The organism is Candidatus Eisenbacteria bacterium (assembly GCA_005893275.1).
Classification (GTDB): domain Bacteria; phylum Eisenbacteria; class RBG-16-71-46; order SZUA-252; family SZUA-252; genus WS-7.
The window spans coordinates 38428-52502 of the sequence record VBOW01000019.1; the positions used below are offsets into that span (position 1 = coordinate 38428).

Here is a 14075-nt window from a genome sequence, read left to right on the forward strand (position 1 = left end):
GGCTAGGCCGCGTCAGTCTTTGACGGGGACGGAATAGATCTCGGAGTAGATCTCTCGGCCCGTGGCGCCCACGGCCTTGAAGTAGAGCTTCACTTGGCGCGCCGAGTTGCGGAGCACTTCGGGGGGGAGCAGCGCCGCGTAGGATTTCGAGGCTTCATCGATCCGGGTCATCCGGCGCGGCTGAAAGGTCCCGCCCGGAGGCGCCGCGTAGAGCCATAGCACCATGGATTGATACGACTCCCCTTCCGGGAGCGCGATCGTGAGCGGAAGCGGATTCGCGCGCGAAACGGAGGACGGGGCCGAGAACCGGAGCGGCTCTTCGGAATGAGTGCCGAACTCCGCGCTCAGGAACTGCTCGCCTCCCGGCTTCACGTCGAGCACGGAGATCTGCGGCGGAAATCCCCTGCGAACGACGCGGAAGCTGTGCGTTCCGGGTTTGAGATCGACGGAGAGAGGTGTGACCCCTCGCATCTCGCCGTCCGCCCAAACCGGATCGCCGCGCCCGGCCTCGAATCCCGCGTCGGTCAAGAGCGCGCTCCGGATGGTCACGCGTCCCTTCGGAGGGATGGCGCCGGCGCTGCCGGTGAGCTCGACGTGGGTGCCCTGCAGAACTTCGACCTCCTGCGCGCTCGTGTTGAGCCCCGGGCCGCCGAAGCGAACCAAGTGCCGGCCCACGACAAGGCTTTCCAGCACCACCGGAGTCGACCCTACGTACGCCCCGTCCACGTACACGTCGAGGACCCGGGCTGGATCCGACGAGCGAAACCCAACCGAGCCCAGAAGGCGCGGGCGAAGCGTCGCCCGGCCGCCGGGTATCACGACCACGGAATCGAGACGCGTGCCGTACACGCCCCAATCCATCTCGACACGATGCCTCCCGGGCGCGACCGAGACGTCGGTGGCAGGCGTGCGCGGCTCAATCGGCACACCGTCGACCTTGACCGCGGCCCCCGGGGGATCGGAGAAGAGATCCAAATTCCCACCGGTGCCCAGCGGCGTCGCCGCCTGCTGAACCTTCGCGGGCGGTGTGCCGAGAATCCCGGGCAGAATCGCGCGAAGGAGAAGTGCGAGAGCGACGATGGCGAGCGCTCCCCCTCCCCAGAGCGCGATCCATTCATACCACGGCCGCTGCTCGCCGAGCGCTCCGTAGGACGGCCAGCTCGGAAGTCCCACCGGGCGGCTCGAAATCGGCGCCGCCTCTTCCTCCGAGGGTTCCGCTCCCGCAACGGCCTCGCCTTCCGAGTCGCCGGCGCGGCGCGCTCCGTTCGCTTCCACTCCGCTTTCGGGAGGTGCGCCGGTCTCCTGAGCCGCGCCGGTCTCCTGAGCCGCGTTCACCACGTCCGCGGCAAGCGCTCGTCCCGCCTCCGCGCGAACCGCGGCGGCGTAGCTTTCCGGCACGGATCTCTCCAGCGCTCCGATTCTCTCGGCGGGCTCGATCGGTTCAAGCTCGAGCGGCGCAATTTCTTCCGGCGCTTCAGCGCCGCCCGGCGGCACCGCGGCCGCGGCGCCGGGAGGCTCCGGCGGCCGCGCCACAATCGTCGCCGAGACCGCGGCCCCTGAAGCGGGCTCGATCACCGGGCGCACACCCGGGCCTCCGCCCGAGCGAACCGCGATCGCGACCCTCCCGTTCTCCGAGCTTCCCGCGCTCGCGGTCCGGAGCAGGGAGACGAGGTCGCGGGCGGAAGCGAGATCCCGGGCAAGCAGGCTCAGCTCGCCCTCGCGAAGCGAGTGCGTCGAGAGGATGTAGCAATCCCCTTCCTGCGTAACCAGCGGAATCATTTCGAGCTTCACCTGCGCTTCGGATCCGAGCGATCCGGCGGGAGGTGCCGTTCCACGTTCCGAGACGTTGCGGCCGAGACGCGAGAGCACCCCCGAGCGGAACCGATAGCAGGGACAATCCCCGGCGATCAGAGCCATTCCTTCCCCGTCGGTGATCAGGACCAGCAGCACCGAGATCCACGTGCGCTCGCGATCCGGACGGGACATCAGCTCCGCATGAACGGCGCGCAGCGTCGAGATCGCGCGGCGCAGCGGAGGCTCATCGGAATCTCCCTGCGGCGCGAGGGCGAGCGAGAGCTTCTCTTTCACCCAGATCGTCGGGTCGATCACGTCGGAGAAGCTCATCGCGCCGCGCGCCACAAAGGCGAAACCCCGTTCGGGATCCAGGTGCGCGAGCGCTCCCTCCCGGTCGGGGCTCCTCACGAGGCCTTGGATGAGGACCTGCGTCGAGACCGCGGTTTTCATTGCTTCTGCACAATATGGTCGCCGCCGAATGGTGTCAACTCGACGTTCTACCCGTTGATGGCATATCGCTTGCATAGTTAACGGGGCGACGACCGCCAGGGATGGGCAAGACCCCTCGCCAGGGGTCCGGGATACCAAGAATCAATCACTTGGCGCTTGCAATTTGCAAGTACGGAACGTAGCCTGCGCGGACTGCACCGCAGGGTCTTGCGCAATATCACCCGATGTCCATGGTCCGGCGGACCGCTCCACGACGAGGCCTCAAGTCCGCAGGGCAATATTCACTCAACCCACGGAGGCCCCGTTGACGATCCGATGCAACTCCATCGCGCGAATTTCCGCTGCCGCGATACTGCTCGTCGCTCCCTGGCGGGCGGAAGCGGCCGCGTTCGGACCCGACATGCCGGCGTGGATGAGTCCGGCCGCCGAGCGGGCCGCGGAGAAGACGATCGTGCCCCCGCCCGAGCCGACCCCGAACGCCGACGCCCAGGACCCGTTGGATCCGATCCGCGCGAGCGTCTCCAAAGCCGAGGATCAGGTCCAGTCGGGCCGTCCTTCCGACGCCCTCTCCACGATTGAGTCCGCGCTCAAGGCGCTGGACCAGGTGCCGCAGTCCCATCCGGGAGCCGCCGCGTTGCGGGAGGAGCTCGGGGAGCTCAAGGATCGCTGCGACAAGCTGAACGACTCGCAGGCCGCGCTCGAGACCGACGACGGGCCCGACGGGGAGGGAACGGCCCCGCAGAAGCTCCGGCCGGTCAAGGCCGAAAAGAACGAACGCGTGGACAAGTGGATCGACTTTTACACGGGGCGCGGGCGGGATCAGTTCCAGCTCTGGCTCGTGCGTTCGGGCAGCTATATGGATCTCCTCACCCGGAATCTGCGGGCGGAGGGCGTCCCCGAGGAGCTGGCGAATCTCGTCTTCGTCGAAAGCGGATTCAACATGCACGCGCGCTCGATGGCGCGCGCGGTGGGACCCTGGCAGTTCATCCGCGGCACGGCGAAGATCTTTGGTCTCAAGATGACGCCGTACGTCGACCAGCGACGCGATCCCGAGCTCGCGACGCGCGCCGCGGCACGGTATCTCCGCCGGCTCTACGGGATGTTCGACGGGAGCTGGCCCTTGGCGCTCGCCGCGTACAACAGCGGCGAGGGAACCGTGCAGCGGGCGATCCGCCGGCAGGGAACCGATGATTACTGGTCCCTCCGTCTGCCGCGAGAGACCCGGGAGTACGTGCCCCAGTTCCTCGCGGCGATGGAGATCGCCTCCGATCCGGACCGGTACGGGTTCGAGCTTCCTCCCAACTCGCCGTTCCGGTTTGATGAAGTCCTGATCCGCGGTCCGGTCGACCTGAAGCTCGTGTCCAACCTGACCGAGATCCCGATCGACGATCTGGAGGCGCTCAATCCGATGTTCGTGCGCCACCGCTCCCCCGCCGGCAAGGACGGCACGCCGATCCGTGTGCCGCACGGCAAGGGAGACGATGTGCAGACCGTGCTCCAGACCAGCTACAAGCCGAAGCCCCTGACGAGGGCGGAGCTTCGTGAGGCCGCCCGCGCTCAGAGACACGAGCTCAGGCACTATCCCCGCCGCCACCGCGGCCGCCACAGCACGCACCTCGTGCGGCGCGGCGAGACGCTATCCGAGATCGGCAGACGCTACGGAAAAGCCCCCGCGACGCTGGCGCGCCTGAACCGCCTTTCCGACGCGAGCCAGGTGCGGGCGGGGCAAAGACTGAGGCTTCAGTAGCCCCGCGTCCGGCCCGCCCCGGACGCATGGCCGTTCGATTCAGTGCGCGACGTTGAGCTCCCGCTCCATCACGTCGCCGCTCGCGACCGTCGCGCGCGTGAAATCCTCCTCGATCAAGTTTGCCGAGATCCGACAGTTCCGGCCGATCGTCGTTCCTTCGGGGATCCGGGTCTCTTTTCCCACGATGGTGATCCCCGAGCTCAAGTGCTCGGGACACGAGCGATTCGGCGTCCGATCCTCTCCGAACCCAATCCGCGCCCTGGGGCCAACGTGAACCCGCTTGTCCAAGATGACCTGATTCAGCTCGGCGTCCGGCCCGATCCACGACTCCCCCATCACGATGGAATCGGACACCAAGGCGCCCTCCTCGACCACGGCTCCCGGGAAGAGCACGGAGCGCTCCACGGTTCCGTTCACGATCGTGCCGTGGGTCACGATGGATGCGCGAACCCTCGCGCGCGTGCCGATCCTCGCGGGAGGGAACTCGGTGCTCGGCGTGAAGATCGGCCATCGAGGGTCTTCGAGCGGGAACGGCGGATCCGGACTCAGGAGCTGCAGGTTCGCGCGGTAGTAGGAATCGAGCGTTCCGATGTCCTGCCAGTACCCCCCGTGGCGGAAGCCCAAGACCCTTCCGTGCGCCACCATCGCGGGCAAGATGCTCTTCCCGAAATCGTGCGCGGTCTCCCGTTCGGCGTCGGCGCGGAGGACGTCGTAGAGGGATGCCGTGCGAAACACGTAGACCCCCATCGATATCTGCCCCGAGGGCGGAACGGCGGGCTTCTCGAGGAAGCCCCGGATCCAGCCCGCGTCGTCCGTTTCCACCACGCCGAACCCGCGCGCCTCCTCGAGTGATACTTCGGCGATCGCCACCGTGGCGTCCGCTTCGCGAGCCAGATGCGCTTCGATCATCGCCCGGTAGTCCATCCGGTACACGTGATCGCCGGATAACACGAGGATGTGCTCCGCCTCGCGCTCCTCGACGCGGATCCAATTCTGGTAGACCGCGTCCGCGGTTCCACGGTACCAGTCTGTCTCCGCCCACCCGCGGAAGGGCTGCAGAAGCTCCACGCCGCCTCGTTTCCGGTCGAGGTCCCACGGCCGGCCGATGCCAATGTGGTCTCTGAGGCTCAGCGGGCGGTACTGGGTGAGAATCCCGACGTCGAAGATCCCCGAATTGACGCAGTTGGAAAGGGAGAAATCGATCATTCGATACTTTCCGCCGAACGGAACCGCCGGCTTCGCCCGCTTTTCCGAGAGGAGGCAGAGCCGGCTGCCCAGGCCGCCCGCGAGGATCATCGCGTAGGAGACGAAGCTCAAGGCACGCTCCGAGGCTGGACGCGGGTCGGCTGAGCGCGCCCCAGGCCGCCCGGCCGGATGACCGAACCCGACGGAACCTCGCGGGAGGGGAAATCGGCCGCCGAAACTCCGATTTCGATCAGCGTATTGGTCCCGATCCGCGCGCCCTCGGGGATCCGGGATCCCTTCCCGATCACGCAGAGACCCGAGGCGAGATCGCGTGGAAACTCGCGGTTCGGCGTCCTCTCCCCGTAGCCCAGCGTGGCATCAGGCTCGATCACGACGCGCTTGTCCACGATCGCGCGCTTGAGGCGCGCGCCGGGTGCGATCCGAGTGTCGTGCATCACGATCGACTCCTCGACGAGGGCCCCGGCCCCCACGTGGACTCCAGGAAAGAGGACCGACCTCGAAACCTCCCCTTCCACCCGCGAGCCGTGCGAGATCAGGCTCTGGGTCACGACCGCATCCCGTCCCAGCACCGCCGGGGAGCGATCCTCGCTCGGCGTGTAGATCAGCCAGTCGGGATCGTAGAGATTGAGCGGCGGCACCGGCCGGACCAGGTCCATGTTCGATTCATAATAGGAATCCACCGTGCCGATGTCGCGCCAGTAGCCCCGCTGCGGATAGGCGAAGACCCGTGCCCCCGCGGCAATCATCGGCTGGATCACGTCGTGGACCAGATCGGGACCCTCCTCGCCGCGATTCAGGCGCGCCATGAGCTCCCGCGCGCGGAAAACGTAGAGCGCCGCCGACACCACGCGTCCCCCCGGGCGCTTCGGCTTCTCCTCGAGCGCCGACACGCGCCCGCTCCGGTCCGCGTGGACGTAGCCATAGCGCTCCGGCTCCTCGGTCGGCGCGTGGGCCGTCACGAGCGTCAAGGCGGCGTCCCGTTCCTCGTGGAACCGGATCAGCTCGGCGTAGTCCATCTTGTACACGAGATCGCCCGAGAGGACCAGAATGTGGCGCGCCTGGGCGTCTTCGATCACGTTTCGGTTCTGCACCAGGGCGTCCGCCGTTCCGCGGTACCAGTTGGTCTCGCGTTGGCGAACGTAGGGTTGGAGCAGGCGCACGCCGCCGTCCCGCCGGTCGAGGTCCCACGCCCGGCCGATGCCGATGTGGCCCTGCAGCGAAAGGGGGGCGTATTGGGTCAGGATCCCGATCCGGGAGAGGCCGGAGTGGACGCAGTTCGAGAGCGTGAAGTCGATGACGCGATACTTGCCGCCGTACGGGAGCGCCGACGCGGTGCGGATACGGCCCAGCGCGTGCAGGGCGTCGCTCTTTCCCCCCGCGAGCACGAGAACCAAGATGGGGGGAACCGCGGTCACGCCGCTTCCCCCGACAAACGCCGGCTCGACCTAGAAGCGGTAGGAGCCGGAGACGCGATGGCTCGCGTCGAGATCGCGGTGATCGAGGTAGGCGTAATCCATGCCGAATTTTCGGTACCGAAGCCCGGCACCGGCCGTGAAGTTTTGCGCCTCGAAGCCGGCTCGGAGCGCCAACCGCCGCTCGAACCAGTATTCCAGCCCGGGATGGAACTCGAAGGTGACGCCGCCCAGGTGCGCCTGGCTGGAAAGCCTCTCATCGGAGAATCCCACCTGCACGTCCAGCGCGGCGGTGAGGAGATGCCGCCGATCCTGGAATCCACGCGACTTGGCCGCTCCGAGGCGTAGCGACGGGGCGATGAACTCGCCCGTCCCGGTATTCCAGAGGATCCGCGTCGTGGTCGCATCACGGAGCGTCGCCCCCACCGAAAAACCGTTGCGCCCGACATAAAGCAATCCGAGGTCGATTCCGAAGCCGTTCGAGCGGAGACTGTCCCCGAGCCACTGGCGGATGTACTTGAAGTTTCCCCCGAGGGAGAGTCCGGATCGGACATCGCGAGCATAGCTGAAAATAAGCGCGACGTCGTTATCGCTGTCGAACACGAACCGGCTCTCGTCCACGACGAGGAGATCCTCGGGATAGTCGAATTTGCCGTTTCCGTTTTGGTCGATGATCTGGAGCCCGCGCGTGTCGGGAATGTCGTCGACGCCGAGCCGCACGAGCGAGATGGAAATGGCCTGTTTCGGCTTCCCCGGGGAACCCACCGGCATCACGTACGACAGGAAATCATATTGAACGATCGAGCCGAATTGCTCGGCGTGCATCGCGGTCACCTGGCGCTCCCCGAGGGTCGCGAGGCCTGCCGGGTTCCAATACGAGGCGGTGCCGTCGTCGGCGAGGCCGACGAAGGCGCTCCCCATCCCGAGGGCGCGCGCGCCGACCCCGATTCGAAGGAATTCGCCTGCGTAACGCGTGGCCCAGGCGACCCCTGGAGCCGAGGCCGCCGAGCAGACCGCGACCATCGCGATGGCGAAGAAACATCTCGGAATCATGGGTAGCCGCATCACGCGTCGCCGGCCGTCGGGGGGTTGGAAGGGATCAGGACGACCGGTTCTACCCCAGCTGCGAGGGCGGGTTCCTCGCCCCTTCCGTCGGCCGTCACCGGGCGGCGGACCGCCGCTTGCTCGTTCCCGCATCCTCGGATCCGCGGGGCGCCGTAACCCGCCTCATGGATCGCCACACGACGTACTGCTCCACCAGGACCCTATCCTCCTCGGAGATGTCGGTGAAACAGCAGGCCAGCTCGAACTTGCGCTTCTGGCGGGGCCGCTCGATCTCCGCGGCGCGCACAATCACGCCCTGGCACTGCACGATGCGCTCGCGCCTGAGCCTTCGACCAAACGGCGGGAGCAGCAAAGTCAACGCCACCTTCGTCAGCGGCGCCAACGCGACCTTGCTCTGAAACTGGAGGCCCTCGGCGGACAGGTTGATGCTCTCGGTTGTGAGCACCGAGGCTTCGCCGCTCAAACCCGCGATCTGCATCGCGAGCTTTGCCACGACCCTCGGCGCCCCGCGGCGCTCCCTCGTCTTGGACATGACCCTTCCTCCCACGCGGCCCGGGGCCGCCCGATTCAGCGGCGCCTGCCTTTGCGGCCTGCGCCAACCTTACGCCGCAAACGTTCCGGACGTTTCGCCCGTCGCTCCGCGCGCGTCCGGAGCCCGAGCTCGATCTCCCGCCGCTCGAGATCCGCGCGGGCGATCACGACGTCCACCGAGTCCCCCAACCCAAAGCGGTGCCGGGTCCGCTTGGAGCGAAACGAGAAGCCGTGCTCGGCAAGGGACAACGACGGATCACCGATCGCCCGTTTCGGCAAGAACCCTTCAATGTTCCACCCTTCGAGGAAAACGAAAAGCCCTCCCGGGGTGAGCCCCACGATTGTCCCTCGGGCTTCTTCCCCCAACCGCTGCAAGGCGTACCGAACGGCCTTCAGCTTTAGGACCCCGCGCTCGGCATCGTCCGCCGTCATTTCGGTCGCGGAAATGTGCGACGCCACCCCGGCGCTCATCGCTTTCGAAGCGAAGGTCCATGGATCGCCGCCGGGACGCTTGTGCCCGTCGAGAAGATAGCGCTTCACGATTCGATGATTGGCGAGATCGGCGTAACGGCGGATTGGAGACGTGAAGTGCGCGTAACCTCGCATCCCCAATCCGAAGTGGCCGACGTCCACGAGATCGTAGCGCGCCTTCTCGAGGGCCCGAAGCAAATAAAGGTTCACGATCCGGTCGCGCGTCGTCTTCCCTGACGTCGCCCACCTGCGGAGCTGTTTCGCCTCCGTCACGAGGGGCGCGGGTCCCGAACGGCCCAGGTACCGGGCCGCCTCGAAAAACGCACGTAGTTTATCATACCGCGGGCGCTCGTGAACCCTATAGAAAAAGGGCAGCTCGTGCGCGAGAGCACGGCTTCCGACGATGCGATTCGCCAGCAGCATGAATTCCTCGACCAGCTCGTGCGTGGGGAGCCGCCTCACCTCTTCGAATGCGATCGCCTCGCCGCGCGAATCCAGCCGCGCGCGCACTTCGGGAAGATCGAGGTCGAGCCCCCCTTCCTCCATGCGGCGGCGCTTGAGCCCTCGGGCGAGGCGATCGAGCAGGCTGAGCGCGGCGGGGATCCCTCCGCCCCCTTCCCCGAGGAGCCGCGCGGCCTCGGGATAGGAGAGGGAGGCCGCGCTCCGGATGACGCCGGTCACAACGCGGCTCTTTCCGACCCGTCCTTCCTCGTCGATCTCCACGACGACGCTCACGGTGAGGCGGTCCTTGCCTTCGACCAGACTGCAGAGGCCGCCGGAGAGCGCCTCGGGGAGCATCGGATAGGTTGTATCGGCGAGGTAGGCACTGTTGCCGCGCGCCTGGGCCTCGGTGTCGAGCGCGCCGCCGCTCCCGACGTAGTGGCTCACGTCCGCGATGTGGACGCCGATTTCGTGCACTCCTCCCGACGAGGCATGCACGGAGAGGGCATCGTCGTGATCCTTGGCGTCCTCGGGATCGATCGTGAGCACGAGGTCGCGCCGGAAATCGGCCCTTCCCTGGGATGCGTGCGCCACGGACGATTCCGCGAATCCCGCCGCCTCCTCGAGGGCCTCCGGGGCGAACTCGGTCGCGATTCCTTCCTCGAGGGCGACCACGAAGCTGTCTTCCCGCGGATCGTCGATCCCCAACGTGGCGACGATCGACCCCTGGAGCGGCTCGGGCGGGGTGCGCTTGAGCCGGACCACCACACGCCCGCCCCGCGAGACCGAGGCTCTGCCATGAAGCGCGAGGAGAACCTCCCTCGGGTACTCGGGCCGCTCCGGCAGAAGAAGCGTCATGCGGCCGCGGGGCTCGATGCGCCCGACGATCCCCGACTGGCCCCGCTCGAGCACTTCCACGATCTCGTGGGCGTCCCCTTCGCGCCTCGTCTCCAGAAAGCTCGCGACCACGAGGTCCCCGTGCAGGGCCGCGCCCATGGCAAAGGGCGGGATGAAAAGATCGTCCTCCCCTTCCCCCACCCGCACGAATCCGTACCCGAAACGGGTTCTCTCCAGGCGGCCAACGCGCGGGCGGGTCGTCATCGGGGATGAGGAGGGCGCTTAACGAAGTTTCGCCGGCGCTCGTGCGGCGGGGAGGAACGCGCGGCCCGGTCATCGCATGAAGGGACGAGCCGGGCCGCGTGGAACGTCGAGCCCGAGGGAGTGCGCACCGGGGCTTCTGGGGTCAGCGGTTTTTCTTCTTGTGACGATCGCGGCGAAGGCGCTTCTTACGCTTGTGGGTCGCAATCTTCTTGCGTTTGCGCTTCTTTCCGCTTCCCATCGGTCTCCTATCGGGTATCGGCCCGCGCTCAGCCGCGCACCGCACCTTTGAGTTCGTTGGATGCCTTGAAGACGGGCACGAGCTTGGCGGGAACCATGACCTCCGCTCCGCTGCGGGGGTTTCGCGCCTTGCGCGCTTTGCGCTCGCGCACCTTGAACGTGCCGAAACCTCGAATCTCGATATGCTTTCCTTCGCTCAACGCCCGCGAAATCGCGTTCAACAGCTGGTCCACGATCGTTGCCGTCTCGCTCTTGGAGATCCGAGTCTTACCCGAGATCTCGTCTACCAGATCTGCCTTCGTCAAGGGCTCCTCCTGCTTCCGGGCGGCCTCAAGCCGCCAAACCGTTCAGGGGCGCACTCTAGCACCGCGTGGGACACCCCGTCAATTAACGCAGCCGATACTCGAGGCGCGGACCCGATTGGCTGAGCGCCGGGATGAAGTGTAACTTTTCCTCGAAGAAGTCCATCAGCGACACGCGGCGTCTCTCCTTCCGCACCACGACCGGGCGGCCCTCGATGCGGGCCATGCTCGCGGCGAGTTGGATCGCGTCGTTCAAATCCCCCAACCGATCCACGAACCCGTAGTCCAGAGCCTGGTCCCCCGAGAAGATCCTTCCGTCCGCGTAGGGAAGGATGTCGCGTCGGTCCAGGCTTCGCCCCTCGGAGATCGCGTCCACGAATTGCTCGTACACGTTCGAAAGGACGCCCTGGAGCAGCTCGCGCTCCTCGAAGCTCATCGGACGGGACATCGATCCGATGTCCTTGAACTTGCCGGTCTTCACGACCTCGAAGCGCAGCCCTACCTTTCGGAAGAGCTCCTCGGTGTTGGGGAAGCTCATGATCACGCCGATGCTCCCGGTCAGGGTTCCCGGGTTCGATACGATCGAGTCGGCCGCGCAGGCGACATAGTAGGCTCCGGAGGCCGCCACCCCGCCCATGGACGCCACGACCGGCTTGTCATCCTCCCGGACCTTCCGGACCGCCTCGTAGATCTCTTGCGAAGCCGCGACCCCGCCCCCGGGGCTATCCAGCCTCAGAACGACCGCGCGCACGCTCGAGTCGCGCCGCATGCGCTCCAGCTGGTCGACGACGCTCTCGGAGGATTCGATATCTCCGATGATCTCGACCAGGCCCACGCGCCTGCTCAGCGGCCCGAGGGAGAATCCCTCTTTTTGGAAGGTGAGATTGACGATCAGGAAGGCGAGGCTCACGGTCGCAACCGTGCCGACGAAGAGGACGGCACAGCCCACGAGCCAGCGTTTCACGGCCATTCGGCGTTCTCCGGATACCCCGCGCGTCGGGCGATGCCTGGTACGCTAACAAAGCCCCCGAAGGAATTCAATCGACGCGACTTGAGGGCAAGCAAAACGGGGCGCCCGGTGCTCCGGACGCCCCGTGCCGGCCTCGCGGCCGAAAGAACTGCTCCCCGCTGGTGTCGCGCACCTAGTGCCAGTGAAACTGCGTCGTCTCGTCGAGGGGATCAGCTCAGGACCAGGCGATTCTCGCGAGCACCGCAGGGAACATGTGGCGCAGTGCGTATGTGTCCTGGTTCTAGAGCAATCCCCGTACCCGGGAGGGTCTACGCGGTGGCCAGAGGCAGGCATTCGGGCTCGGAAATTCGCGTGGCTGTAATTAGTTAAAACAAAGAGGCTTATGATATCGCCCTAATGTCGTGTCGAGGGGCTTGAACCCCTCGCTTCAGGCGAGGAGGCCCGGCCGCACCCTCCGACCGTCCCGCGGGCGCGACACGTGGGTAGGATGGCTCAGATTCAGGGGGCAATTGCCCCAGCGGACTCCGATACGAGGAGCGATTTTCCCGTCATCTCGCCCGGCGCCGGGATTCCCATGAGGGAAAGCAAGCTCGGCGCCACGTCGGCCAGGATCCCACTCCGGAGGGAGTAGCCGCCCGGCCCCACGAGCAGGATGGGAACGGGGTGCATCGTGTGCGCCGTGTGCGGGCCGCCTGTATCGTAGTCGATCATCTGGTCGGCGTTCCCGTGATCGGCGGTCACGAGCACCGTCCCCGACCGGCGGCGCACAGCTTCGATGAGACGTCCCAGGCAGGTGTCCACCGTCTCCACGGCTTTGACGGCTGCTTCGATCACGCCGGTGTGGCCGACCATGTCGGCGTTCGCGTAGTTCAGGACGAAAAACCCGTAGGTCGAATCGGAAAGCCGCCGGACCGCCTCGTCGGTCACTTCGAAGGCGCTCATCTCGGGCTTCAGGTCGTACGTGGCCACCTGGGGGGATGGGATAAGGACGCGATCCTCCCCTTCGAAGGGCACCTCCTCGCTTCCGTTGAAGAAGTAGGTCACGTGGGCGTACTTTTCGGTCTCCGCGATTCGAAGCTGACGGATCCCCTCCCGGCTGATCACCTCGCCGAGCGTGTTGCGCAGCGGCTCATCCGTGAACAGCACCGGATACGGGAAGGTCTCGTCGTAGGAGGTCATGCAGACGTAATCGAGGTCGAGCGGGCGGGGCCGTGGAAAGGCGTCGAAGGAAGGGTCGGCGAGGGCACGGGTCAGCTGCCGCATCCGGTCGGGGCGGAAGTTATACGCGATCACCGTGTCCCCCCGGGCGATGCTCCCGTCGTCGCCCGGCCGTTCGATCACGGTTGGCATGACAAATTCATCGCTCTCCCCGCGCGCGTACGCCTGATCGAGCGCCGATCGGGCGCTCTCGGCTTTCAGCCCCTCCCCCAGAACCATCGCGCGGTAGGCCAGCTCCGTCCGGGGCCACCGCTTGTCGCGGTCCATGGCGTAGTATCGACCGCCAACGGTCGCGATCCTTCCGCGGCCGATCTCTCGAAAAACCGACTCGGTCGATTCGAGATCCGCCCTGGCCGACCGCGGCGGGACGTCCCTGCCGTCCAGGATCGCGTGGACGCGCAGACGCGAGATTCCCGACCCCGCGGCGATCCGGAGCAATGCGTGCAGGTGGCGGATGTGGCTGTGCACGCCGCCGGGAGAATGAAGCCCGACCAAATGGAGCGCGGCGTCTCGCCTCTTCGTCCGCTCGAGGGTCTTCCGGAGAACCCCGTTTCGAGCGAGCGACCCGTCCCCGATCGCGGCATCGATGCGGGTCAGGTCCTGGTACACGATCCGGCCGGCCCCGAGATTCAGGTGCCCCACCTCGGAATTTCCCATCTGACCGGAGGGGAGACCCACCGACTCCCCCCAGGTGACGAGCGTCGCATGAGGACAGGTCCGCGTCAGCCTGTCCATGGTCGGCGTGCGCGCCATCTTCACCGCGTTTCCCTCGGCGCGGGGGTTCAACGCCCACCCGTCGAGAATGATCAGCCCCGCGAGCGGGATCGAGGAAGAGGACATGCCCGGAGGGTATCACAGCCCCAAGACGCGATCGGTCGGAGAAACGCTCCGTCCGCGGGCGCGGCCAGGATTCCGACTCGCCTACTTCTTGGTGACGTTCGCGGCCTGAGGACCCTTGGGGCCTTGCGTCACCTCGAAGGAGACCTCGTCCCCTTCCTTCAGGCTTCGAAAGCCGTCGCCGACAATGGCGCTGTAGTGAACGAAGACGTCGGGACCGCCCTGGCGTTCGATGAACCCGAACCCTTTCGCTTCGTTGAACCACTTCACACGGCCTGTTTCAGGCATGGCGG

General features: G+C 66.6%; 11 protein-coding genes. 1 reads left to right on the top strand and 10 read right to left on the bottom strand.

All coding sequences use genetic code 11. The annotated features are described in order from the left end of the window. Positions 1–12: 12 nt before the first annotated feature. Positions 13–2319: a PEGA domain-containing protein gene (locus E6K76_03595; GenBank protein TMQ59800.1), complete on the bottom strand. Its 2307-nt coding sequence runs from the start codon at positions 2317–2319 to the stop codon at positions 13–15. Positions 2320–2548: 229 nt separating this feature from the next. Between E6K76_03595 and E6K76_03600 the strand changes: the two genes are divergently transcribed. Next, positions 2549–3991, top strand: coding sequence for a LysM peptidoglycan-binding domain-containing protein (locus E6K76_03600; GenBank protein ID TMQ59801.1), 1443 nt, complete (start codon positions 2549–2551; stop codon positions 3989–3991). A gap of 39 nt (positions 3992–4030) precedes the next feature. Here the strand turns inward: E6K76_03600 and E6K76_03605 are convergent, their stop codons facing one another. From E6K76_03605 to E6K76_03645, 9 genes are all read right to left on the bottom strand, one after another. Beyond that, positions 4031–5287 carry a glucose-1-phosphate adenylyltransferase gene (locus E6K76_03605; protein TMQ59841.1) on the bottom strand — a complete coding sequence of 419 codons (1257 nt, stop codon included), beginning with the start codon at positions 5285–5287 and terminating at the stop codon, positions 4031–4033. 17 nt (positions 5288–5304) lie between these two features. Continuing rightward, a complete protein-coding gene (locus tag E6K76_03610) occupies positions 5305–6612 on the bottom strand; it encodes a glucose-1-phosphate adenylyltransferase (protein ID TMQ59802.1) in 1308 nt (435 codons plus the stop codon). A gap of 30 nt (positions 6613–6642) precedes the next feature. Beyond that, positions 6643–7806 carry a PorV/PorQ family protein gene (locus E6K76_03615; protein TMQ59803.1) on the bottom strand — a complete coding sequence of 388 codons (1164 nt, stop codon included), beginning with the start codon at positions 7804–7806 and terminating at the stop codon, positions 6643–6645. Further along, a complete protein-coding gene (locus E6K76_03620; GenBank protein TMQ59804.1) occupies positions 7769–8206 on the bottom strand; it encodes a PilZ domain-containing protein in 438 nt (145 codons plus the stop codon). Before E6K76_03620 ends, E6K76_03615 begins: the two co-directional genes overlap by 38 nt. 35 nt (positions 8207–8241) lie before the next feature. After that, positions 8242–10218, bottom strand: a complete 1977-nt coding sequence (locus E6K76_03625) for a VacB/RNase II family 3'-5' exoribonuclease (protein ID TMQ59805.1) — start codon at positions 10216–10218, stop codon at positions 8242–8244. A gap of 266 nt (positions 10219–10484) precedes the next feature. Then, complete coding sequence (locus E6K76_03630) at positions 10485–10760, bottom strand: integration host factor subunit beta (protein ID TMQ59806.1); 276 nt, start codon at positions 10758–10760, stop codon at positions 10485–10487. 82 nt (positions 10761–10842) lie between these two features. Next, complete coding sequence (gene sppA, locus E6K76_03635; protein TMQ59807.1) at positions 10843–11727, bottom strand: signal peptide peptidase SppA; 885 nt, start codon at positions 11725–11727, stop codon at positions 10843–10845. A 498-nt stretch (positions 11728–12225) separates the two neighbouring features. Then, positions 12226–13785: a 2,3-bisphosphoglycerate-independent phosphoglycerate mutase gene (locus tag E6K76_03640; GenBank protein ID TMQ59808.1), complete on the bottom strand. Its 1560-nt coding sequence runs from the start codon at positions 13783–13785 to the stop codon at positions 12226–12228. 81 nt (positions 13786–13866) lie between these two features. Next, a complete protein-coding gene (locus E6K76_03645; protein ID TMQ59809.1) occupies positions 13867–14070 on the bottom strand; it encodes a cold shock domain-containing protein in 204 nt (67 codons plus the stop codon). Between the last annotated feature and the right edge of the window lie 5 nt (positions 14071–14075).